20 protein-coding genes are annotated in these 23,017 nt (G+C 72.3%); 12 read left to right on the top strand and 8 right to left on the bottom strand.

The genetic code is table 11. The features are described from left to right. Positions 1-38: 38 nt before the first annotated feature. The 7 genes from ACFY01_RS20125 (at position 39) to ACFY01_RS20095 (ending at position 9,881) form a co-directional block, all read left to right on the top strand. Positions 39-818, top strand: a complete 780-nt coding sequence (locus tag ACFY01_RS20125; protein WP_390737056.1) for an amino acid ABC transporter ATP-binding protein — start codon at positions 39-41, stop codon at positions 816-818. Positions 819-867: 49 nt separating this feature from the next. Next, entirely contained in the window at positions 868-1,791 is a 924-nt protein-coding gene (locus tag ACFY01_RS20120; protein ID WP_390737055.1) for an LLM class flavin-dependent oxidoreductase, read from the top strand. 43 nt (positions 1,792-1,834) lie between these two features. Next, positions 1,835-2,617, top strand: a complete 783-nt coding sequence (locus tag ACFY01_RS20115; protein WP_390737054.1) for a DUF1684 domain-containing protein — start codon at positions 1,835-1,837, stop codon at positions 2,615-2,617. Between the two features lie 257 nt (positions 2,618-2,874). Further along, a complete protein-coding gene (locus ACFY01_RS20110; RefSeq protein ID WP_390737053.1) occupies positions 2,875-3,774 on the top strand; it encodes a S1 family peptidase in 900 nt (299 codons plus the stop codon). Between the two features lie 350 nt (positions 3,775-4,124). Further along, positions 4,125-5,204, top strand: a complete 1,080-nt coding sequence (locus ACFY01_RS20105; RefSeq protein ID WP_390737052.1) for a S1 family peptidase — start codon at positions 4,125-4,127, stop codon at positions 5,202-5,204. Positions 5,205-5,439: 235 nt separating this feature from the next. Beyond that, complete coding sequence (locus ACFY01_RS20100) at positions 5,440-8,892, top strand: DNA polymerase III subunit alpha (RefSeq protein ID WP_390737051.1); 3,453 nt, start codon at positions 5,440-5,442, stop codon at positions 8,890-8,892. After that, positions 8,889-9,881: a hypothetical protein gene (locus tag ACFY01_RS20095; RefSeq protein WP_390737050.1), complete on the top strand. Its 993-nt coding sequence runs from the start codon at positions 8,889-8,891 to the stop codon at positions 9,879-9,881. The genes ACFY01_RS20100 and ACFY01_RS20095 overlap by 4 nt, the downstream gene beginning before the upstream one ends. Here the strand turns inward: ACFY01_RS20095 and ACFY01_RS20090 are convergent. After that, positions 9,859-10,233, bottom strand: coding sequence for a cupin domain-containing protein (locus tag ACFY01_RS20090; RefSeq protein WP_390737049.1), 375 nt, complete (start codon positions 10,231-10,233; stop codon positions 9,859-9,861). The two genes, ACFY01_RS20095 and ACFY01_RS20090, sit on opposite strands and share 23 nt — an antisense overlap. 95 nt (positions 10,234-10,328) lie before the next feature. Here ACFY01_RS20090 and ACFY01_RS20085 point away from each other — a divergent pair, with 95 nt between their 5' ends. Continuing rightward, the gene (locus ACFY01_RS20085) at positions 10,329-10,775 is read left to right on the top strand and encodes a MarR family winged helix-turn-helix transcriptional regulator (RefSeq protein ID WP_390737048.1); all 447 of its coding nucleotides are present in this window, start codon (positions 10,329-10,331) and stop codon (positions 10,773-10,775) included. 170 nt (positions 10,776-10,945) lie between these two features. Then, entirely contained in the window at positions 10,946-11,806 is an 861-nt protein-coding gene (locus ACFY01_RS20080; protein WP_390737047.1) for an esterase/lipase family protein, read from the top strand. Between the two features lie 161 nt (positions 11,807-11,967). Here ACFY01_RS20080 and ACFY01_RS20075 read toward each other — a convergent pair whose 3' ends face one another. Next, positions 11,968-12,102, bottom strand: a complete 135-nt coding sequence (locus ACFY01_RS20075; RefSeq protein ID WP_390737046.1) for a hypothetical protein — start codon at positions 12,100-12,102, stop codon at positions 11,968-11,970. Between the two features lie 138 nt (positions 12,103-12,240). On the opposite strand from ACFY01_RS20075, the gene ACFY01_RS20070 reads away from it, so the two are divergent. Next, complete coding sequence (locus ACFY01_RS20070; protein WP_390737045.1) at positions 12,241-12,855, top strand: class I SAM-dependent methyltransferase; 615 nt, start codon at positions 12,241-12,243, stop codon at positions 12,853-12,855. A 14-nt stretch (positions 12,856-12,869) separates the two neighbouring features. Here ACFY01_RS20070 and ACFY01_RS20065 read toward each other — a convergent pair whose 3' ends face one another. Beyond that, on the bottom strand, positions 12,870-13,370 hold the full coding sequence (locus tag ACFY01_RS20065) for a DUF402 domain-containing protein (protein WP_390737044.1): 501 nt from the start codon (positions 13,368-13,370) through the stop codon (positions 12,870-12,872). Next, on the bottom strand, positions 13,351-14,280 hold the full coding sequence (locus ACFY01_RS20060; protein ID WP_390737043.1) for a GNAT family N-acetyltransferase: 930 nt from the start codon (positions 14,278-14,280) through the stop codon (positions 13,351-13,353). Before ACFY01_RS20060 ends, ACFY01_RS20065 begins: the two co-directional genes overlap by 20 nt. 71 nt (positions 14,281-14,351) lie before the next feature. Here ACFY01_RS20060 and ACFY01_RS20055 point away from each other — a divergent pair, with 71 nt between their 5' ends. Beyond that, positions 14,352-14,720, top strand: a complete 369-nt coding sequence (locus tag ACFY01_RS20055; RefSeq protein ID WP_390737042.1) for a GntR family transcriptional regulator — start codon at positions 14,352-14,354, stop codon at positions 14,718-14,720. An 83-nt stretch (positions 14,721-14,803) separates the two neighbouring features. Here ACFY01_RS20055 and ACFY01_RS20050 read toward each other — a convergent pair whose 3' ends face one another. After that, entirely contained in the window at positions 14,804-15,580 is a 777-nt protein-coding gene (locus tag ACFY01_RS20050; RefSeq protein WP_390737041.1) for a DUF72 domain-containing protein, read from the bottom strand. Positions 15,581-15,595: 15 nt separating this feature from the next. Continuing rightward, on the bottom strand, positions 15,596-16,705 hold the full coding sequence (locus ACFY01_RS20045; RefSeq protein ID WP_390737040.1) for a DUF5925 domain-containing protein: 1,110 nt from the start codon (positions 16,703-16,705) through the stop codon (positions 15,596-15,598). A 132-nt stretch (positions 16,706-16,837) separates the two neighbouring features. On the opposite strand from ACFY01_RS20045, the gene ACFY01_RS20040 reads away from it, so the two are divergent. Next, positions 16,838-18,259: a xylan 1,4-beta-xylosidase gene (locus ACFY01_RS20040; RefSeq protein ID WP_390737039.1), complete on the top strand. Its 1,422-nt coding sequence runs from the start codon at positions 16,838-16,840 to the stop codon at positions 18,257-18,259. Between the two features lie 29 nt (positions 18,260-18,288). On the opposite strand, the gene ACFY01_RS20035 is transcribed toward ACFY01_RS20040, so the two are convergent. Next, positions 18,289-21,987, bottom strand: coding sequence for a lipopolysaccharide biosynthesis protein (locus ACFY01_RS20035; protein WP_390737038.1), 3,699 nt, complete (start codon positions 21,985-21,987; stop codon positions 18,289-18,291). Continuing rightward, positions 21,980-22,753: a polysaccharide deacetylase family protein gene (locus ACFY01_RS20030; RefSeq protein ID WP_390737110.1), complete on the bottom strand. Its 774-nt coding sequence runs from the start codon at positions 22,751-22,753 to the stop codon at positions 21,980-21,982. Before ACFY01_RS20030 ends, ACFY01_RS20035 begins: the two co-directional genes overlap by 8 nt. Positions 22,754-23,017: the final 264 nt, after the last annotated feature.

The following is a 23,017-nucleotide window of genomic DNA, read 5'->3' as shown; positions in this document are numbered from 1 at the left end:
CGGCCCCACCACACTTCCTCCAGCAAGGGGTTCACTCGATGAGCGAGACGGTCGACACGGCCGACATGGTCGACATCAGGTCCGTCCACAAGAGCTTCGGCTCGCTCGAAGTCCTCAAGGGCATCGACCTGCGGGTGCGCGCCGGCGAGGTCACCGTCGTCCTCGGCCCCTCCGGATCCGGCAAGTCGACGCTGCTGCGCACCATCAACCACCTGGAGAAGGTGGACCGGGGCACGATCAGCGTGGACGGCGCCCTGATCGGCTACCGGCGGTCCGGGGACAAGCTGCACGAGCTGCCCGAGCGCGAGGTCCTCAGGCAGCGCACCCGGATCGGCTTCGTCTTCCAGAACTTCAACCTCTTCCCCCATCTCACCGTGCTGGAGAACGTCATCGAGGCGCCGGTCTCCGTGTTGCGGCGGCCCCGCGGGCAGGCGGTGGAGCAGGCCCGCCGGCTGCTCGCCCGGGTGGGACTGGCCGACAGGGCCGACTCCTATCCCAAGCAGCTGTCGGGCGGTCAGCAGCAGCGGGTGGCCATCGCCCGCGCGCTCGCCCTGGAGCCGAAGCTGTTGCTCTTCGACGAACCGACCTCCGCGCTCGACCCCGAACTGGTCGGCGAGGTCCTCGACGTCATCAAGGACCTGGCCGGCCGGGGCACCACGATGATCGTCGTCACGCACGAGATCGGCTTCGCCCGCGAGGTCGCCGACACCGTCGTCTTCATGGACGGCGGCCGGATCGTCGAGCAGGGCACACCCGCCGACGTACTCGACCGGCCGCGGCACGAGCGGACACGGGCGTTCCTCTCCAAAGTCCTCTGATCCAGGGCCGCCCCACACACTTCAGGGTTCCCTAGAAAGGGTTCCGCCCATGAGCTCATCGCACGGCCGGGCGCTGCTGCACCTGGCCGCCGCCGTCGACCTGCCGTCGACGGACGACGCCGGTTCCCATGTGGAGCTGGCCCGGCTCGCCGAGACCGGCGGGCTCGACTTCGTCACCCTCGACGACACCTTCGCCCGCCCCGGCCCGGACGCCCGCCCCGGCCCGGACGCGTTCGACGTGCTGTCCCGGGTGGCGCCCGCGACCCACCGGATCGGCCTGGTCCCGACCGTCGCGACCACGCACACCGAGCCCTTCCACGTGCGGGACGCCGTCACCGCCCTCGACCGGGTCAGCCGCGGCCGGGCGGGCTGGCGGATCGACGTCCCGGCCGGCGAGGGCGAAGTGGCCGAGGCGGCCGCATGGTTGTGGGACGGCGTGCCCGGGTCGCCGCAGGGCCACCCCGTCAGGGTGGTCGACGCCACCGAGGGGCCCGCCCTGCCGGCCGCGGCCCGGCACGCCGACGTCGTCCTGGTCCGCGCCGCCGACCCCAGGCAGGTCGCGGCCGTACGCGACCGGCTGCGGGCCTCGGCCGCCGAGTCCGGGCGGGCCCCGGGCAGCCTCCGGGTCCTGGCCGGTCTGATCGTCGACCTCGGCGACGGCGAGCACGCGGCCGAGCCGGGCCACGGCGGGGGCGGCCCCCGGCAGACCGTGCGGGGTCCGCTGTACCGGGGCGGCCCCGTCGACCTCGCGGAGCTGATCGCCGCCTGGCACGCGGACGGCGTCGCCGACGGTTTCCACCTCACCCCGGCCGAGCCGCGCCGTGACCTGGAGCGGCTCGTCAACGGCACGGTGGCGCTGCTCCAGCACCGCGGCCTGTTCCGGACCTTCTATCCGGGCAGCACGCTCCGGGAGCACCTGGGCCTGGCCCGGCCCGCCCGTCCGGTGCGGTCCGGCCCGGTATGGAATGGCTGAACCCACATGGAATTGTTGATCAGCATATGGAAGGTTTGAGCACATGACGACGGACGCATCCGACGGCTGGAAGCGGTGGCACGCGGACCGTGTGGACGCGGTGTCGGCGCCCTACGGGCCGCTCGCGCTCATCGGCACGCACTGGATCGAGGACTATCCGGAAGGGCGACTTCCGGACATCCCCGGCACCTGGGCCGTGGACGGTGACGCGGTGCTGCTCACCGCCACCGCGGCCGACGGCCTCACCGTGGACGGCCGGCCCTTCTCCGGCGCGATACGGCTGGCCGCCGACGGCGGGCCGGAGGAGCGGTCCCGGGTCGCGCTCGGCGGGCGGCGGCTGGTCGTGCTGATACGTGAAGGGGTCTGGGGAGTCAGGGACTACGACCCGGACGCCGAGGGCCGCCGGAACTTCAGGGGCATCGAGGCCACCTCGTACGACCCGCGCTGGTCGGTGCCCGGGCGCTTCACGCCGTACGACGGGACGCGCACCGTCCGGGTCGCGACCGCGGACGGGGTCGAGCGCGGGCTCGGCCTCGCCGGTGAGCTCGCCTTCGCCCTGGACGGGCGGGAGTTGACGCTCCAGGTGGCGCGGCAGGCGAGCGGTGTGCTGTGGGCGGTGTTCGCCGACTCCACCAGCGGCGACACCAGTCACCGGTTCCGGTTCCTGTACCCGGCCGCCCCCGACGCCGACGGCCGCACCACCGTCGACTTCAACCGGGCCGTGCTGCCGCCGTGCGCCTTCGCCGACCACTTCCTGTGCCCGTTCCCGCCCCCGGGGAACACGCTGGACGCCGCCGTCGAGGCGGGGGAGCGGCGACTGCTCTGACCCGGCGTCCTGCGGAGGGAACTGGCAGGGCGTCAAACGCCTGAATCGCATCAAGAACACACACGGACGACACGGATCGCACACAGTCGCACGGCCGAAAGGCGCCCTTGCGCCTACCGGCCGTTCGGCCGAATACTCCCCCACAGCGCTTGTCAGGGGCACGGCATGCCCGAATCCGGGCGTTGACACCCCCTGGCTGCGCCTCACGGGCCCCGACCCCACGCGGGCCCCCGACTTCCCCTGGGAGGGAACGAAAAGTGAGGATCAAGCGCAACACCCCGCGCAGCCCCATCGCGAGACGGACTCGGCTGATCGCCGTGTCCACCGGCTTGGTGGCCGCGGCCGCGCTCGCCGTCCCCACCGCGAGCGCGAGCGACGCCCAGACCTTCAGCACCGCCCAGCTCGGCACGGCGAGCGGTGCCGTGCTCAAGGCGGACATCCCCGGCACGGCCTGGGCCGTCGACAGCAAGACCGACCGGGTCGTCGTCACCGTCGACAGCACCGTCTCCCAGGCCGAGATCGCCAAGATCAAGCGGCAGGCGGGTGCCAACGCCGGTGCCCTGACCATCAAGCACACGCCCGGCAAGTTCAACAAGCTGATCACCGGCGGCGACGCCATCTACGGCGGCTCCTACCGTTGCTCGCTCGGCTTCAACGTGCACAGCGGGAGCACCTACTACTTCCTGACCGCGGGCCACTGCGGTGAGGTCGCCTCGACCTGGTACAGCAACTCCGGTCACACCACGACCCTGGGCACGAACGTCAGCTACAGCTTCCCGGGCAACGACTACGCGCTCGTCCGCTACACCAACTCCTCGATCGCGCACCCGAGCGCGGTCGGCAGCCAGACCATCTCCAGCGCGGCCACGCCGTCCGTGGGTACGACGGTGTACCGCCGCGGCTCCACCACCGGCACCCACAGCGGCCGGGTCACCGCACTGAACGCCACCGTCAACTACGGCAGCGGTGACATCGTCTCCGGCCTGATCCAGACCACGGTCTGCGCCGAGGGCGGCGACAGCGGCGGCCCGCTGTACGGGGGTTCCGTGGCCTACGGTCTGACCTCCGGCGGCAGCGGCAACTGCTCCTCCGGCGGTACGACCTTCTTCCAGCCGGTCACCGAGGCGCTGAGCGCCTACGGCGTGAGCGTCGGCTGACGATCCCTCCGGGGCGGCTCCGGGAGAGCCCCCGCGCGCGAACCCGCGTGCGGGGGCTTTTCCCTGCGCGGCAGGGGATGCGGCAGGGGTGAAAACGAGCCACGGCTCGATGTCACTGTCCGCTGAAAGTTACTCGCACGTAGTGTTTGCAGTGCGAATTTCTCCGGGCGGCCATGGGTGGTGGTGTGCGGTCGGGGAGGAAGGGGGCGCGCGGCGCCTTGGTACGCGCGTCCTGAAGTCGACCTTGTGTGCTCCCTGTGCGGTTCGGAAGAGTGGGCGCCCGTCAACCAGCCTTCCGGCCCGCGGGTTCCCCACGTCCCCCGGGCCGACCCCCCACGGGAGGACGCGAGTTGAAGCACCGACGCATACCCGGGAGGCGGGCGGTCGTGGCGGGTGCGGGTGTCGCCGCACTGGTCGCCGCGGGAGTCACCTTCCAGAGTGCGAACGCCAGCGAGCCCGCGAAGACCGCCGTGCCGCAGACCCTTTCGGCTCCGGCGGCCGGAAAGCTCGCCACCACGCTCGTCGGCGACCTCGGCGCCGACGCCGCGGGCACGTACTACGACGCGAAGGCGAAGAGTCTCGTCGTGAACGTGCTCGACGAGACCGCCGCCGAAACCGTCGAGGCGGCCGGCGCCAAGGCCAGAGTCGTCGCGAACTCCCTCGCCGAACTCGACGGCGCCCGCACGACACTGAAGCAGGGCGCCACCATCCCCGGCACCTCCTGGGCCACCGACCCGGTCAGCAACAAGGTCGTCGTCACGGCCGACAGAACGGTCTCCGGGGCGCGGTGGGCCAAGCTCACCAAGGTGGTCGACGGACTCGGCGGCACGGCCGAACTCAAGCGGAGCGCCGGGGAGTACAAGCCCTTCCTGGCGGGCGGCGACGCGATCACCGGCTCGGGCGGGCGCTGCTCGCTCGGCTTCAACGTGGTCAAGGGCGGACAGCCGTACTTCCTGACCGCGGGGCACTGCACCGATGCCATCTCCACCTGGTCGGACTCCTCCGGCACCGTGATCGGGAAGAACGAGCGGTCCAGCTTCCCGGGCAACGACTACGGCCTGGTGAAGTACACCTCGGGCACCGACCACCCGAGCGAGGTCGACCTCTACAACGGCTCCGCCCAGAAGATCACCGGCGCGGCCGAGGCCACCGTCGGCATGAAGGTCACCCGCAGCGGCTCGACCACCCAGGTGCACTCCGGCACGGTCACCGGTCTGAACGCCACGGTGAACTACTCGGAGGGCACCGTCAGCGGCCTCATCCAGACCGACGTGTGCGCCGAGCCCGGTGACAGCGGCGGCTCGCTCTTCTCGGGCAGCAACGCGATCGGCCTGACCTCCGGCGGCAGCGGCGACTGCACCGCCGGTGGCGAGACGTTCTTCCAGCCGGTCACGGAGGCGCTGTCGGCCACGGGCGCCCAGATCGGCTGATCACCTGGTGCGCCGGCTCGGCTGCTCCCCGAGCGCACCGGCACGGCTGATCCGCCGAGCACATGGCCTCCGGAAGTCCCGCCCCGCGCGAGGGGCGGGACTTTCCGTGTTTGCGCAGGTGGGACGCGCCGGAACGTATGTCGCACACTTGTTCGGGGATAGGGGTATGGTGGGGGTGGGAGTAGGGAACTGATGTTCGAGAGCCGGTCGGGGCTCACCAGTGCGGGAGGTGCGTGTGCCGGGTTTCACGCATCTGCACACCGTCTCCGGGTTCTCCCCGCGCTACGGCGCCTCGCACCCGGAGCGGCTGGCCGAGCGCGCCGCCGGACGGGGCATGGACGCCCTCGCCCTCACCGACCGCGACACCCTCGCCGGCACGGTCCGCTTCGCCAAGGCCTGCGCCAAGGCGGGCGTCCGCCCGCTGTTCGGCGTGGAGCTCGCGGTGGGGGAACCGGAAGAGCGGGCGGGGCGGGACGGTGCCGGGCGCCGGGACGCCGCCGTGTCGACGGAGCGCCGTCGTACGCCCGTCCGCGGCGGTGCCTTCATCGACGAGTCGACACCCCGCGTGACCTTCCTCGCCCGGGACGGGGCCCGTGGCTGGGCCGGCCTGTGCCGACTGGTCACCGCCGCCCACACCGCCGAGGGCACCCCGCTGCTGCCCTGGCCCGACAACCACGCCGACGGTCTGACCGTCCTGCTCGGCCCCGCCTCCGACGTCGGCCGCGCCCTCGCCGCGGGCCGTCCCGACCGGGCCGCGAAGCTCCTCGTGCCCTGGCGCGAGGTCTATGGTGACGCCCTGCGCCTGGAGGCCGTCTGGCACGGCCGCGAGGGCACCGGCCCCGGCTCCCTGCGCCTGGCCGCCCGCACCGTCGGCTTCGCCGCCGAGCAGCGGATCCGGCCGGTGCTCAGCAACGCCGTCCGGTACGCCGACCCCGGCCAGGGCCCGGTCGCCGACGTCCTGGACGCCGCCCGCCGCCTGGTCCCCGTCGACCCCACCAAGGAGCTGGACTCCGGGGAGGCCTGGCTGAAGGACGCGGAGGCGATGCTGCGCGTGGCCGAGCGGGTCGTGGAGGCCGCGGGCTACCGGCGCGAGGCCGCCCACCGCCTGCTGGAGCAGACCCGGGCGACGGCCGCGGAGTGCCTGGTCGACCCCGAGGACGACCTCGGCATCGGCACCGTCCACTTCCCCGAGCCGCACCTGGTCGGCGCCGGCCGCCGCACCGCCCAGCGGGCGCTGGCCTCGCGGGCGGCGGCGGGCATGGTGCTGCGCGGCTACGACACCCGGCGCGCCTACTGGGAGCGGATGCACCGGGAGCTGGACATCATCGCCCACCACGGGTTCGCCTCGTACTTCCTGACCGTCGCCCGAGTGGTGGACGACGTGCGGGAGATGGGCATCCGGGTCGCCGCGCGCGGTTCCGGCGCGGGCTCCCTGGTCAACCACCTGCTCGGCATCGCGCACGCCGATCCGGTCGAGCACGGCCTGCTGATGGAACGCTTCCTGTCCAAGGAGCGGGTCGTGCTGCCGGACATCGACATCGACGTGGAGTCCGCGCGCCGCCTCGAGGTCTACCGGGCGATCATCGGCCGGTTCGGCGGCGAGCGGGTCGCGACGGTCGCGATGCCGGAGACGTACCGGGTCCGCCACGCGATCCGGGACGTGGGCGCGGCCCTGTCCATGGACCCGGCCGAGATCGACCGCGTGGCCAAGTCCTTCCCGCACATCCGGGCACGCGACGCCCGCGCGGCCCTGGACGAGCTGCCCGAGCTCAGGGAACTGGCGGGGGAGCGGGAGAAGTACGGGAAGCTGTGGGAGCTGGTCGAGGCCCTCGACGCCCTCCCGCGCGGAGTCGCCATGCACCCCTGTGGGGTGCTCCTCTCCGACGCCTCCCTGCTGGCCCGTACGCCGGTCATGCCGACCAGCGGCGAGGGCTTCCCGATGTCGCAGTTCGACAAGGACGACGTGGAGGACCTCGGCCTGCTCAAGCTGGACGTGCTGGGCGTGCGGATGCAGTCGGCGATGGCGCACGCGGTCGCGGAGGTGAAGCGGGCGACGGGCGCCGAGGTCGACCTGGACGCCGTGCCGCCCGGCGACCCGGCGACGTACGGGCTCATCCGCTCCACCGAGACGCTGGGCTGCTTCCAGATCGAGTCGCCGGGCCAGCGGGACCTGGTGGGGCGCCTCCAGCCGGCGACCTTCCACGATCTCGTCGTCGACATCTCCCTCTTCCGGCCCGGTCCGGTCGCCGCCGACATGGTGCGGCCGTTCATCGAGGCCCGGCACGGGCGGGCGCCCGTCCGCTGTCCGCACCCGGACCTGGAGCGGCCGCTGAAGGAGACGTACGGGGTCGTCGTCTTCCACGAGCAGATCATCGACATCGTCGACATCATGACCGGCTGCGGGCGCGGCGAGGCGGACCGGGTGCGGCGCGGGCTGTCGGATCCGGAGTCGCAGGGGCGGATCAGGTTCTGGTTCGCGCAGCACGCGGCGGCGAACGGCTATGACGCGGAAACGATTCAGCGCACCTGGGAGATCATCGAGGCCTTCGGCTCCTACGGCTTCTGCAAGGCGCACGCGGTCGCCTTCGCCGTACCGACGTACCAGTCCGCCTGGCTGAAGGCGCATCACCCGGCCGCCTTCTACGCGGGACTGCTCACGCACGACCCCGGGATGTACCCCAAGCGGCTGCTGCTGGCGGACGCGCGGCGGCGCGGGGTGCCGGTGCTGCCGCTGGACGTGAACGTGTCGGGGGTCGCCCATCGGATCGAACTAGTGTCTGAATCAGGGGTGTGGGGACTGCGGTTGGCCCTCTCCGACGTGCACGGCATCAGCGAGGCGGAGGCGGCGCGGATCGCCGACGGGCAGCCGTACGCCTCGCTGCTGGACTTCTGGGAGCGGGCCCGTCCGAGCCGGCCGCTGGCCCAGCGGCTGGCCCAGGTCGGCGCGCTGGACGCCTTCGGCGCCAACCGCCGCGACCTGCAACTGCACCTGTCCGAGCTGCACCGGGGCGCCCGGGGCGCGGGTGGCGGCCAACTGCCCCTGGCCGGCGGGCGGAAGACCGCCCCGGCCGGGCTGCCCGACCTCACCTCGGAGGAACGGCTCAGCGCCGAGCTGGGCGTGCTGTCCATGGACGCCTCGCGCAATCTGATGGACGACCACCGGGAGTTCCTCCAGGAGCTGGGCGTGGTCTCGGCACGCCGGCTGCGCGAGGCGCGGCACGGCGAGACGGTGCTGGTCGCGGGCGCCAAGGCGGCCACCCAGACCCCGCCGATCCGGTCCGGCAAGCGGGTCGTCTTCACCACGCTGGACGACGGCACGGGCCTGGTCGACCTGGCCTTCTTCGACGACTCCCACGACGCCTGCGCGCACACCGTCTTCCACTCCTGGCTGTTGTTGGTGCGCGGAGTGGTGCAGCGGCGCGGCCCGCGCAGCCTCAGCGTGGTGGGCTCGGCGGTCTGGAACCTGGCCGAGCTGGTCGAACTGCGTGCCGAGGGCGGCCTCGACGAGGTGGCGGCACGGCTGGCGGAACCCGTTGTTCCGCAGCGCCGGGGGGACCCGGCCGGGGGCCGGACGATCCGCATGCCCACGGGGTACGAGATGCACCCCTGGGCCGATCTGCGTCCCGCGGGCGAGGGCCCGGCGGGTGGGAAGAAGCTGTGGCACCAGAGTCCGGGGAGTGCGGGATGACGATTCTCTGCGTACGTTTCCAGCTGCCGCCGACGCACGAGGCGGCCCTGCCGGAGCTGCTCGGCCTGATCGAGGAGTTCACCCCGGTCGTCGAGGCCCTGCCGCCGGACGGCGCCCTCGCCGATCTGCGCGGCGCGGAGCGCTACTTCGGGCGGGACGCCGTCGAGCTGGCGGCGGTGATCCGGGTCCGGGCCCTCGCGCTGTACGGCGTCGACTGTGTGATCGGCGCCGGGCCGGGCCCGCTGCTGGCCCGCATGGCACTGCGCGAGGCACGGCCCGGGACGACCCGCGCGGTCCCCGCGGACCAGGACACCGTCAGGGAGTTCCTCGCCGACCGCCCCGTGGCCGCGCTGCCCGGCGTCGGCACCGCCACCGCCCGCACCCTGTGCGAGTACGGTCTCGACACCCTGGGCCGGGTCGCCACCGCACCCCTGTCCACGCTCCAGCGGCTGGTCGGCGCGAAGGCGGCCCGTGACCTGCACGAGAAGGCGAACGGGATCGACCGCGGCCGGGTGGTCCCGAACGCGGTCTCACGGTCGCTGGCCGCCGAACGCCCCTTCCGGCTGGACGAGCTGGACCCCGACCGTCACCGCGGGGCGCTCCTGTCCGCCGCCGACGAACTGGGCGCCCGGCTGCGCGCCCTGGAGAAGGTCTGCCACACCCTGACCCTCACCGTGCGCTACGCCGACCGCACCTCGACGACCCGCAGCCGCACCCTCAAGGAGCCGACCGCGCACTCCGCGGCGCTGACCAGGACGGCGTACGGCATGTACGAGGCCCTCGGCCTCCAGCGCGCCCGGGTCCGCTCCCTCACCCTGCGCGCCGAGGGCCTCACCCCCGCCGACCAGGCGTCCCACCAGCTCACCTTCGACCCCGTGGACGAGAAGGTCCGCCGCATCGAGGAGGTCGCGGACCGCGCGCGAGCCAAGTTCGGACCCCGGGCGGTGATGCCGGGGGCGCTGGCGGTCAGTTGGCCCAGGGCGGCGTGATGCGGGTGCCGTCGGCCAGCTCGGCCTCCAGCCCGACGGAGGTGGTGACCCAGGAGATCGCGGTGTGCTCGGTGGGGTTCTCGAGGGAGAGGGTCGCGCCGGGGTTGACGATCGCGGTGTCGCCGGCCGTGATCCGCTCGGTGCGGCCGTCGAGCGTGATGAGCAGTTCGCCGATGAGCAGGTGGAAGATCTCCTCGCGGTTGACGGTGTGGGCGGGCGCCTTCGTCCCCGCCGGGATCTCCCCGCGCCAGGCGCACAGTTCCTTGCTGCCGGTGAGCGGGTTGGCGTACGAGACGAAGCGTGCGCCGTGGATCTCGTGAGTTGTGGCCTCGGACGAGCGGATGACGGGCATGGATGTCCTCCGGATCGGAACTGGTCAAGTAGGTTGACTATACGTTCAATGGTCAAGCTGCTTGACCATCTCGTCAAGGGTGTTTCAATTCCTCCGTGCAGAACTCCGAAGCCATGGCCCTGTCCGCCGCCCTCCTCGCCGCTGCCGGCGAGCTCACACGACGCATCAACGACGGTGTGGTGGCCCGGGGTTTCGAGGGGATGCGGCCCGCGCACGGCTTCGCCTTCGCCCGGCTCGCCCCGGACGGGGCGACGGTCACCGAGCTCGCCGTGCACCTCGGGGTCACCAAGCAGGCCGCGAGTCAGCTCGTCGAGGAGATCGTGGCCAAGGGGTACGCCGAACGGCGGCCGCATCCGGGGGACGCGCGGGCGCGGCTGGTCGTGCTGACCGAGCTGGGGTGGGCCTGCACCCGGGCGGCGGAGGCGGCGGCGGCCGAGGTCGTGGGTGAGTGGGCCGAACTGCTGGGGGAGGGCGAGGTTCGCGTGTTGCGTGATCGTCTGGGGCGTATCGCGCCCTACGGTCCGATCAGGCCTGCCTGGTGACGGCCCACTTGAGGTGGAGTGGACCGCCGACTATCACTGGAAGTTTTTACTGACGCGTAACTTCACACAACTGCTACTCGTACGTAACTTGACGAGTGAACAGCATCCCGTGATCCGGATCACAGGGCGTAAGGCCGTCGAACTCCCTTGAGCCGCAAGGAGATCACCCGATGCTGCCCTGGAAGCGAGCACTCAGACCCCTGGCCGCACTGCTCCTGACCGCCGCCGTCGCCGTCGTCCCCGCCGCCACCGCCCATGCCTCGACCAACCCGACCAGCGGCTGGAACGACTACTCCTGCCAGCCGTCCGCCGCCCACCCCCGCCCCGTCGTCCTGGTCCACGGCACGCTGGGCAACTCCATCGACAACTGGCTGTCCCTCGCGCCGTACCTGGAGCACCGCGGGTACTGCGTCTACTCCCTCGACTACGGACAGCTGCCCGGCGTCCCCGTCTTCTACGGGCTCGGCCCCATCGACCAGTCGGCAGGGCAGCTCTCCGCCTTCGTCGACAAGGTGCTCGCCGCGACCGGCGCGGCCAAGGCCGACCTCGTCGGCCACTCGCAGGGCGGCATGATGCCCCGCTACTACCTCAAGTTCCTCGGCGGAGCCGCCAAGGTGAACGCCCTCGTCGGCCTCGCCCCCGACAACCACGGCGCCACACTGAGCGGCCTCACCAACCTGCTGCCGTACTTCCCCGGCGCCGCGGACCTGATCAAGGCCACCACCCCCGGCCTCGCGGACCAGATGCCCGGGTCCGACTTCCTCACCAAGCTCAACGCGGGCGGCGACACCGTCCCCGGAGTGCGGTACACGGTCATCGCCACCAAGTACGACGAGGTGGCCACGCCCTGGCGCAGCCAGTACCTGAGCGGCCCGGACGTCACCAACGTCCTGCTGCAGGACCTGTGCTCGCTCGACCTCTCCGAACACGTGGCGATCGCACTCTTCGACCGCATCGCCTTCCACGAGGTCGCCAACGCCCTCGACCCCGCCCACGCCACAGCCACGACCTGCGCGTCGGCGTTCAGCTGACCACCGCCGGGGCTTGTCCGGCCTGAGCCGCCGGACAGGTCCCGTGGGGTGATCCGAAACTAACCCCACGGAACCGTGAAATCGCCCGCCGCAAGCGGGTTCTGGCGATCTTTATGCTCGCGTTAAGGAAGCACTGAGGCTGCGCTCAGGTAGGCGCCGGGTCAGCCGTCCGGCCACCAGGTACGGGCGATGTCCTTGCGCACCTCGGGGCGGCCCGCGGGGCGCTCCTCGGACTCGTCGCGGACGCGGCGGGTGTCGGGCCTCGTCAGGGGCTTGTGCACGGTTACGCGGCGCATGGCGGCCTCCTTCAGTGCCTACCGAGTTCCGTGTTGTCACGGAGGTAGACCCTTTCGGGGAGAGTTCCTCATCGGTCGGGGTCTGTCAGTGGCGGCTGTCACGATTCGGATGTCAGTGGCGGGTGTCACGCTTGGGGCATGGCAAACAAGAGTGATGACGCGAGCGCGGTGCGTGTCGACTGGGATGCCGAGGCCGCCGGCTTCGACGAGGAGCCGGACCACGGTCTGCGCGACCCGCGGGTCCGTGCCGCCTGGGCGGCCCGGCTCGGGACGTGGCTCCCGGGCCGCCCCGCCGATGTCCTGGACCTCGGCTGCGGCACCGGCAGCCTCTCGCTGCTCGCCGCCGAGCGGGGGCACCGCGTCACCGGTGTCGACCTGTCCGCGCCGATGGTGGAGCTGGCCCGCGCCAAGCTGGCCGGCCGTGACGCGGTGTTCCTGCTCGGTGATGCGGCGGCACCCCCGGTCGGGGAGCAGCGCTTCGACGTCGTGCTGGTGCGGCACGTGCTGTGGGCGCTGCCAGACCCGTCCCGCGTGCTGCGGCACTGGCGCGGACTGCTGCGGCCGGGGGGACGGTTCGTGCTGGTGGAGGGAGTGTGGGGGACGGTCTCCCCGGTCGGCATAGCCGTGGACCGGCTCGTCGGTCTGCTGGAGCCGATCGCCGGACAGGTGCGCGTGGAGCGGCTGTCGGACGACACGGCACTGTGGGGGAAGGACGTCGACGACGAGCGGTACGCGGTGGTGGCGACGCTGTGAGCCCCAGGCGGGCCTCAGGCCAGCAGGGCGTCGAAGCCGCCCCCGCGGGCCAGGACCTCCAGTTCGTCGAGCGCGGCCAAGGCCGCCTCGGCGGCTCGCGGATCCCGCTGGGCCAGTCCGCTCCCGGCGAACTCGTCCTCGTCCAGCCGCCGTACGTCACGGCCGTCGGCGGAGCGCCACAGGTCCAGGTCGAGGTCCTCGACGACCAGCTCCGTCCCGGAGACGACCGCCGGGCGGGTGATGTCGCAGTACCAGCCCTTCACGCCACCGTCCGCGGCACGGACCTCCTTCACCGCGTACCAGCGGTCACGCCAGTAGTACTCGGTGAAGACGTCACCGGGCTCGAAGCGCACGAAGCCGAAGTCGCGGACCCCGGCGCCCGCCCAGGGAGCCCGTACGGCGAGCCGGGTGCCGTCGTCCCCGATGAGCTCGCCCGCGTAACGGATCTTCGTCCGGCCGCCCTTGACGAGGACGACCTCCACCACCGCTGCCGCGTCAGCCGAGTTCGCGGACATGCCGCACCTCCGTCGCGCAGACCTCGTACCCGAACCACTTGTTGATCGCCAGCATCGGGCCGTTCCCCGCGTCGTTGCCGGTGAACGCCTCGGTGAGTCCGGCCGCGCGGGCCCGGTGCAGGGAGTCGTTCTTGGCCAGCTTGGCCAGGCCCCGGCCGCGGAAGGCGCGCGCGGTGCCGGTCATGACGGTGCCGTAGCGGGCGCCGCCGTCCGTGCGGGCCACGCTGAAGGCGGCGGGGCGGCCCTCCACCACGGCCACCGAGGTCAGTTCGCGGCTGATGAGCGGGTGGTTCCAGGTCTCTTCGAGCCAGGCCTCGTAGTCGGTGAACTCGTAGGCGATGTCGCTCGGCTCGTCGGACATCGTCTCGGCGTCCAGCTCGAACAGCGGACGCGGGTCGTCCGCGAAGTCGGCCGCGGTACGGAGCTCGACGCCCGGCGGGAGTTCCGCGAGCGGCGGCAGGGTGCCGTTCGCCAGGTCCAGCCGGAGGAAGTGCGCGAAGCGGCTGGGGCGATAGCCGTGCCGCTCGGCGAAGGCGCGGCTGCCGGGCTCGTCCAGCACCCATGCGAACAGCTTCTTCGCCCCGCGCTCGGCCAGGTGCTCCTCGGCCGCACGGACCAGGAGCGAGCCCGCGCCGCGGCGCATCCGGCCGGGGTGGGTGTACACGTTCACGTAGCCCACACCGGGCTCCGGACTGTCGTGCACGATGCCGACCTGGGCCGTGCCGATGATCTCGCCGTCCTCCTCGGCGACGAGCGGGCGGTAGTGGCCGTCGGGGTGCGCGTGGGTGAGGTCGTAGGCGATGGACTCGGGGGTGACGAGGAAGAAGGGGAGCCCGAGCCGCCGGACGAGGGCGAAGCCCTCGGCGTCGGCCCGGACATCGGGACGCAGGTCGCGCACGATCACTGTCATGGAGCCGCACGGTATGCGGCGGCCATGCCCGGATGCCTCTCATTTTCCGGCGGGTACGAGAGAATCGGCCCGTGACCTTGAAGATCCACATCGACGACAGCGCGCCGCCGTACGAGCAGGTGCGGGCGCAGATCTCCGAGCAGGCCAGGTCCGGTGAACTGCCGGTGGGATACCGGCTGCCGACCGTGCGCGGGCTGGCCGAGTCGCTGGGGCTCGCGGTGAACACGGTGGCCAAGGCCTACCGGGCGCTGGAGACGGACGGGGTGATCGAGACGCGGGGCCGCAACGGAACGTTCGTGGCTGCCGCCGGCTCGGCTGCCGTTCGGGAAGCTGCGTCGGCTGCTCAGGCCTACGTGGAGCGGGTGCGGCGGCTGGGGCTGGACGAGGCCGCGGCTTCGGCCGCCGTGCGGGACGCCCTGCGGGCGGCTTATGGGGAGTGAGTGGGACTTGGGGGAGTCCGGCACCGCCGGGAGGCGGCGTCGTGGCTGAGCGCCGTTGCGGCGGACTCCACATGCCGGGGCGTTCAGTGCCGGCTGAGCGCCGGTCGCTCCGGCGTGCGGGTCACCGTCAGGCCCGCCTTCGTCGCCGCCTTGCCGAAGGTCACCGCGTCGGCCACCGCCGCGCCGCCCGGGTCGTTGTTGAAGTAGGCGTAGACGTCGTCGGCCGTGGACCAGGTGGTGGCGATGCGGTCGACCCATGTCTCCAGGGAGCGCCGGCCGTAGCGTGGCCACGGCTGGGCGCGGCCCTGGTGGAAACGGACGTACCCCCAGTCGGCGGTACGCCAGAGCGGGGTCACCGGGCGGGCCAGGACGTCGGCCCAGCACAGGGCTGCGCCCCGGGACTCCAGTACGCGGCGGACCTCGGGCGTCCACCAGGAGTCGTGGCGCGGCTCCACCGCGACCCGCGTCCCGGAGGGGAAGCGGGCGAGGCAGGCGTCCAGCAGGTCCGGGTCGGCGCGCAGGGTCGGCGGGAGTTGGAGCAGGACCGGACCCAGGCGGTCACCGAGGCCCGCCGCGTGGGACATCAGGCGGTGCACCGGCTCCTCGGGGTCCTTCAGCCGCTTGATGTGGGTGAGGTAGCGGCTGGCCTTGACCGCGACCACGAAGTCCGTCGGCACCCGGTCCCGCCAGGACTCGAAGGTCTCCCGCGACGGCAGCCGGTAGAACGCGTTGTTGATCTCCACCGTGGCGAAGAGCCGTGTGTACTCCTCCAGCCACAGCCGCGTCGGGACCCCGGCCGGGTAGACGAGGTCCCGCCAGTCCTTGTACTGCCACCCCGAGGTGCCGACGAACAGGGTCATACGTCCATCAAAGCACTACAGATACAGCCCCGCGTCCGCCCCGTCCCGGGCCCCCGGCACCGACGTCGGTGACGTGCCCCGGCGCAGCGCGTACAACTCCGCCAGCGTCGCCCCGTCCCGGCCCAAGGCATCCTCCTGGGCGCCGGCCTCACCGCCGAGCCAGGCCACCGCCTCCGGGCGGGTCAGCCTGCCGACCTCGATACGGGCGAGGCAGCGGCCGGGCCGGACCACCGCCGGGTGGAGGCGCTCCAGGTCCTCGTTGGTGGTGACGCCCACCAGGACGTTGCGGCCCTGCCCGAGCAGGCCGTCGGTCAGGTTCAGCAGCCTGGACAACGCCTGGCCGGCCGTGTGCTTGGCCTCGCCGCGGATCAGCTCGTCGCAGTCCTCCAGCAGGAGCAGCCGCCAACGGCCCTTGCCCGCAGCGTCCTCCTCGCCGATCGCGATGTCCATCAGATAGCCGACGTCGGAGAAGAGCCGCTCCGGGTCGAGCACGCAGTCCACCTGGCACCAGTCCCGCCAGGAGCGGGCGAGGGTGCGCAGCGCCGAGGTCTTGCCGGTGCCGGGCGGGCCGTGGAGCAGCAGCAGGCGGCCCGCGATGTCCTCGGGGGTGGTCTTCATCAGGTGGTCCATCGCCTCGGCCACCGGCGCGGTGTAGTTGGCGCGGATCTCCTCCCAGGTACCCGCGGAGATCTGCCGGGTGGTGCGGTGCGGGCCGCGCCTGGGGGAGACGTACCAGAAGCCCATCGTCACGTTCTCCGGCTGCGGCTCGGGCTCGTCGGCCGCGCCGTCCGTCGCCTCGTTCAGCACCTTCGCCGCGAGGTCGGCGCTGGTCGCCGTCACCGTGACGTCCGCGCCCCGGTTCCAGCGGGAGACCAGCAGCGTCCAGCCGTCACCCTCGGCGAGGGTCGCGCTGCGGTCGTCGTCGCGGGCGACGCGCAGGACGCGGGCGTCGCGCGGCAGCAGGGTCACGCCCGAGCGGACGCGGTCGATGTTGGCGGCGTGCGCGTACGGCTGCTCGCCCGTCGCGAAGCGGCCGAGGAACAGCGCGTCGACGACGTCGGACGGCGAGTCGGAGTCGTCGACGTTGAGCCGGATCGGCAGAGCGTCGTGTGGGTTCGCAGACATGCCGCCATGATCCGGCACGGGACCGCCCGGCGCACCCGGTTTCCACCGCGCCGCCCCCTCCGTCCTGTTACAAATCGGTGCTCCGCGGGATATCTCCCCCCGGAGCCCTTTCTCCTCCTACTGTTGTCCTTGATGGGACGTCATGGGTGGAATTCTGATTCTCGGCGGTGGCGGCTCACCGCTCTGCTCGGTGTGGGCGTGGCCGCTCTGGCCCTGGTGGTGACCCTGATCAACACGCTTCCCGGCGGCGGAAGCACCGCGGGGACCTCGCGCGACGGGGACAAGGTGCACGGCACTCCGGCCACTTCGGCGAAGCGGCCGGAGCCGTATGTGGGCTGGGGCTTCACCCACACCCAGTACAGCGCCGACGAGGGCAGCGGCGCGGCGACGAAGCGCGTGGCGCAGCGGCTCGCGCACAACGGCGGGCTGCCGCAGAACCAGCACATCATGGGCTGGGGCGCCGACAACCCCGAACCGGTCAAGGGCCGTTACGACTTCACGGCGATGGACCGGCGCATCGACTTCGTCCGCGCCTCCGGCGGCACCCCGGTGATCACACTGTGCTGCTCACCGGACTGGATGAAGGGCGGCAACGCGGGCGTCGGGAACACCGACTGGAGCCGGTCCGCCCTGGAGACCGCCCCGACACCCGCCCACTACCAGGACTTCGCCGACCTCGCCGCGACCGTCGCCCGGCGCTATCCGGACGTACGCCACTTCATCGTCTGGAACGAGTTCAAGGGCTTCTGGAACAACGCCGAGCGCCGCTGGGACTACGAGGGGTACACCCGGCTGTACAACCTGGTCTACAAGGCGCTGAAGAAGGTGGACGCGGACATCATGGTCGGCGGCCCGTACCTCGTCATGGACAGCGTCGATCCCCGCCAGAAGCAGGACGCCTCCACCGCACTGCGGGGCCCCTGGGGCGCCATGGACCAGCGGGTCCTGGACGCCTTCGGCTACTGGAACGCGCACAAGGCCGGCGCCGACTTCGTGGTGGTCGACGGCTCCAGCTACACCAAGGACGACGACCTGCTGCCGAACGAGTTCGCGGCGACCGGCAAACTCACCGCCGTGAGCGAGTGGGTGCGGCGGCAGACCCACGACCTGCCGCTGTGGTGGGCCGAGTACTACGTCGAACCCGCCGACGGCGACGACGACCGCTCGGGCTGGTCCGAACAGCACCGGGTCGCCGTCCAGGCCACCGGCATGATCGCCATGGTCAGGGGCGGCGCCGACTCCGGCTTCTACTGGAACCCGGAGGAGGAGAAGGGAACCGGCTGCCCCGGCTGCCTGTGGACGCCGACCGACACCCCGGCCGGCGGCGCGGAGCTTCCCATGTACGACCTCGTCGAGCGGTTCGGGCAGGCCTTCCCGCCCGGCAGCAGGTACGAGACCGTCTCCGTCGCCCCGGACGACGTCCCCAACGTGCGCGTCCTCGCCACCGGCAAGACCGTCCTGGTGGTCAACACCCTGGACCGGTCGATCAGCGCGAAGGTGGACGGGAAGCGGTTCGACATGCGGGCGTACGAGGTGAAGTGGCTCGCCCGGTGAACGGACGAGCCACGCGCCTGACCTCACCGTCACTTCATCGTCGTGAACCGCTGCACCAGCGAGGCCAGCAGCACCGCGAGCAGCGGCAGCGAGAACCAGAAACTGCCCTGTAGCAAACGAAGTTGCCGCACCCCGGGCCGCACCGCGACCCGGACCGTCTCACGCGCGGTGAGCAGCAGCATCAGTGCGACGGCGGCGAGCGCGCCGACCACCGACCACGGGGTCCAGGTCACCTGCGGCCCGATCGGCCCGGGATCCGGCTTCGGCACCTTGCCGGCGGGCTGCTCGCGCAGCGCGTACATGGTCACGTCGTCGTTGGCCAGGACCCTCGTCAGCTCCTGCCGGTCGTCGAGGTTGCGGACCAGCCGGGACTCCCAGCCCGCCGGGTAGCCCACGTCCATCCGCAAGTACGTGACCTGACTCTCGTTGATCATCAGATAGGAGTGGGGTCCCGCGTCCTTGAGCGCCTTGACCAGTCCCGACACCAGCACCGGATCGGTCGGTGCCAGTGTCGGCACGTAGTTCACCCGCTCCATGTCCTTCGCGCCCCACGGCATCGCCGGGGTCACGTTGTTCACCGTGTCGTTGCTCAGCCACAGCAGGCGCACCGTCGGCCGGTCGTGGGCGTAGACGTAGTCCATGGCCGCGACCTCGCCCGGCCGGATCCGTTCGAACGCCTCGTTGCCCCAGCGGGCCACCAGGAAGCCGCCCATGAGCAGCAGACCCGCCAACAGCGCCGCGAGCGGGGCCAGGCGGCCCCGGTCCTTCTCCCGTTCCCCCGCGGTGGCGCCGGTGCGCGGGAAGAGGGCGAGACCGGCCAGCAGACCGGCGCCGGGCAGGGCGAACATGAAGACGCGCAGGGCCATCTCACCGCCGTACGACTGCATGCCGAAGCCCAGGAACGGCACGAAGGTGAGCACCAGCAGCGACCGCTCGCGGTACCTGTTCCAGCGGCGGCGCACCCAGCCGAGGCAGGCGAACGCCAGCACCCCGCCGGCCAGCAGCACCCGCGCGTACAGGACCAGCTTGTGCGTGGGATCGCCGCCCTGGATACGACCGGACACGGACGTCGACACATTGCTGCCGACCCCGCCGACCCCGCCGAACAGCTCGTCGAAGTGCCCGGACCAGTACGGCTCGGCCATGAAACCGACCCACACCGCGACCAGCACCGCGAACAGCATGGGCAGCCCGCGCAGTTCCGACTTGCCGATCAGCACCAGCGCCGCGAGCACACCGAGCATCACGAACGGGGTGAGCTGGTGCGCGGGGACGCTCGCCGCGTACAGGCCGATCAGCACCATGAGCAGTACGGCCCGCTGCCGCCGGCCGGCCGGCTCGACCTCCGCCTCGCCGGGGCGGAACCTGCCCCACAGCGCGTGCGGGGCGCGGAACCAGACCAGGAGGACCGCCACGAACACGAGGTACAGCAGATAGGTGAAGCCCTGCGGGGAGAAGTAGTCCTGGCCGACCCAGCCACTGAGCACGAAGACCCACACACCGGTCCACTTGGCCCGCCAGCTCGCCCGCAGCGAGCGGGTCAGCAGGAACATCGGGGCCAGGTAGGCGAGTTGGATGGCCGTCGGCCACCAGCGGATGATCTCCGTGAAGTCGGTGACGCCGCAGGCCCGGCCGATGAACGCGGCCGCCGCGAAGAAACCCGGCCAGCTCCAGCGGGCGTCCAGGTCCGGTACGGCCGACCCGGTGCGGTCGACGTAGTCGATGAACCCCAGGTGCTGCCAGGCCGTCGCGAACCGCGGCTCGGTCTCGATCACGGCGGGCAGCGCGTGCAGGGACACCACCGTCGCCAGCAGCGTCACCAGCAGCAGCGCCCGGTGCTCGCGGGCCGGCCGGAGCAGCGCGGCGAACACCACGACCAGCAGTGCCGCGCCGGCCAGCGTCGGCAGCGGCAGTACGGAGACCAGGCCGAGCCCGCCCGTCCCGTCCAGGTCGGCCTCGTCGAGCCGCAGCGCCGGCACCCAGTACAGCAGGAGCGCGGCGACCAGCAGGGAGCCGAGGAGCACACCGGTGCGGGTGGGCAGGAGACGTTCCCGGAGCGACAGCGGTGGCGGCGGCGGTACCGGTACGGCCACCTCGGTCTCGATCTCCCTCAGCAGCGAGGCCTCCGCGGGGCCCAGTGACGCCTCCGTGCCGGGCTCCCTCTCCCACTCCCGTGGCAGCGGCACCCCGGCCGGCGGGGTGCCCGGTCCGGGGCGCACGTCGGGGCGGCGTTCCTGGTGGTCGAAGTCGACGTGGATGCCGAGCGCGAGGGTGTCGCCGTCCAGCGCCCAGGCCGGTCCCCGCCGACGCGGCTCGGACGTCGCGGGCACCTCGCGCGCCCCCAGGTCGGCGAGGTCCCCGTCCGGCGCGGCCGTCTCGGGGACGGTGTCCGGCGCGGCCCTGACGGTCCTGAACAGCTTCGGCGCCGCGATCGCCACGATCACCGCGAGAGAGGAGATCTCGGCCACGCCCGCACCGGTGAGGCCCATGCGGGGGAGCAGCAGCAGCGTCAGCCCGAGCACCAGCACGCACAACAGCCCTTGCAGCCAGGCCAGTCCGGCGGTACGGCTCTGTGCGCGCAGCACCGCGAAGTACGTCTCCATCACCACGCGCAGCAGCGCGCCGACCGCGAACCAGCGCAACAGCGGGGTCGCCGCGTGCGCGTACCCCGCGCCGAACACACCGAGGATCCACGGCGCTCCGAGGAACAGCAGTCCGCAGATCGGCAGCATGATCCGCGCCATCCGCTTCAGCGCCGCCCGGGTGTTGGCGGCCAGCCGCCCCGGTTCGTGCGAGCCCTCGACGGTCAGGGACGCGCCCATGTTGATGGCGAGCAGGTTGACCGTGCCGCCGATGGTGGTGGTGATGTAGAAGTACGCGTTGTTCTCGGAGCTGACCTGCGCGGCGATGATCACCGGGACCAGGTAGACCACGGCGAGGGAGAACAGCGAGCCGGTGTAGTCCCCGGCGAGGAACCTGCCGATCTCCTTCACCGAGGGCGGCCGGGCGTGCTCCTCGGTCGCCTTGATGTGCCGGGGGACCAGCCGCCGGAACACCAGCAGGCCGAGCGGCACCACGGAGGTGGCGATGGCCAGCACCCAGGAGACGAAGACACCGGTCGTCGGCATCGTGGCGGCGAGCCCGACCAGCAGCGCCAGCTTCACCGCGGAGAACACCGTGTTGCCGACCGGCACCCAGGGCGCGCTGCGCAGACCGGTCAGCACGCCGTCCTGGAGGGTGAGCAGGTTCCAGGCGGCGATGGCCATGATGAAGCCGAGGCCCTTCACGGTCCCGTGCAGGAACCGGTACGACGGCCCCCAGGTGTCGAGGGTCAGCAGGAAGACCCCGGCCGCGAACGCCACGACGACCGAACTCGCCAGGTACGTACGGGCGACGAGGCGTCCGGTGGAGCGCCCCGACACCGGGATGAACCGGGCCAGGGCGCCCGTCAGGGTCACCGCGGTCAGCCCGGCGAGGAGTTTCATCGCGGCGATCGCGGCCGAGCCCTGGCCCACGGCGGACTCGGAGTAGTAGCGGGCGGCCACCAGCCAGTAGCCCAGGCCCAGGACCGCGGAGATGCCGGTGTTCAGCATCAGCGCGTAGGCGTTGCGGAACAGCTGGCTGCCGCCCGGGGACCGGCCGCGCCCGGGCAGGCGGAGCCGGCGCCCCGGCTGCCCGGGCGCCTCGGTGGCGGTGGTCGCGGCCTCGGTGGTGGTCGTGTCAGACACGGCAGCGGATGGCCTTCCGGCGGACCTGGCGGGCTCTGCGGACAACGGCGTACCCCTTGGTGAGGGCACGGTCCCGGGCGAAGGTGCGGGCGATCGAACGGCCTTCGAGCAGCCGCGCGAACTCCTCCGCGTCCGTGCCGCGGCGCACGGTGACGCGCCGCAACGCGTACGGGCCCTGGCGGCGGCGGGCGAGCGCGTTGCCGACGGCGAGGGCCTGGGTGAACCCGGCGGCGCGCACGGCCCGGCGCACCCGGCGGCTGGAGTAGCCGTACGGGTAGGCGAAGGAGGCGGGCACCGTGCCCAGTTCGTCGGCGACGAGCTCCTTGCAGCGGACCAGCTCGGACCGCAGCGTGTCGTCGTCGAGCTGGTCGAGCTGCGGATGGGTGTGGCTGTGCCCCCCGATCTCCACGCCCGCGCCCGCGAGGTCCCGCACCTGGTCCCAGTCCAGCATGGTGTCCAGACCGCCCCCGGTGTCGTACGCGCCCCGGATCCAGCCCGTCGAGACGAACAGCGTGGCCGCGAAGCCGTGCTCGGCGAGCACGGGCAGCGCGTGCCGGTGGACGCCCTCGTAGCCGTCGTCGAAGGTGACCAGCACCGGGCGCGCGGGCAGCGGCCGCCCCGACCGCCAACCCGCCGCCAGCTCGGCCGTACCGACCGGGGTGAGCCCCAGGTCAGCGACCATCGCCATCTGCTCCACGAACGCCTCCGGTGCGACCGACAGGTCCCGGGTGGCGTCGTTCGGCGCGGTCGCGACCGAGTGATACATGAGGATCGGCACGGCCCTGTCCCTGTCCCTGTCCTTCACGAGCCCGCCCCCTCGTCCGACGGGGACGCCTGCGGCGCGGGTGCCGTACTCGGCCGGTGGCCCGCCAGGGGTGGTTGCGGTGTGGCCGTTGTGGCCGCCGGCCGCGGAGGTGCCTCCGGCAGGGGCGTCGTCCGTGCCGGTACGACCGGCGTCGGCGCCCGCGGCGTGCGCGGGCCTTCCGGGTCGGGTCCGCTCGGCGTGGCGCCTTCCGTGCCTGCCGGTGCG

Source organism: Streptomyces sp. NPDC001480, from assembly GCF_042894725.1.
Classification (GTDB): domain Bacteria; phylum Actinomycetota; class Actinomycetes; order Streptomycetales; family Streptomycetaceae; genus Streptomyces.
This window is presented reverse-complemented; position numbering and strand designations above follow the sequence as displayed.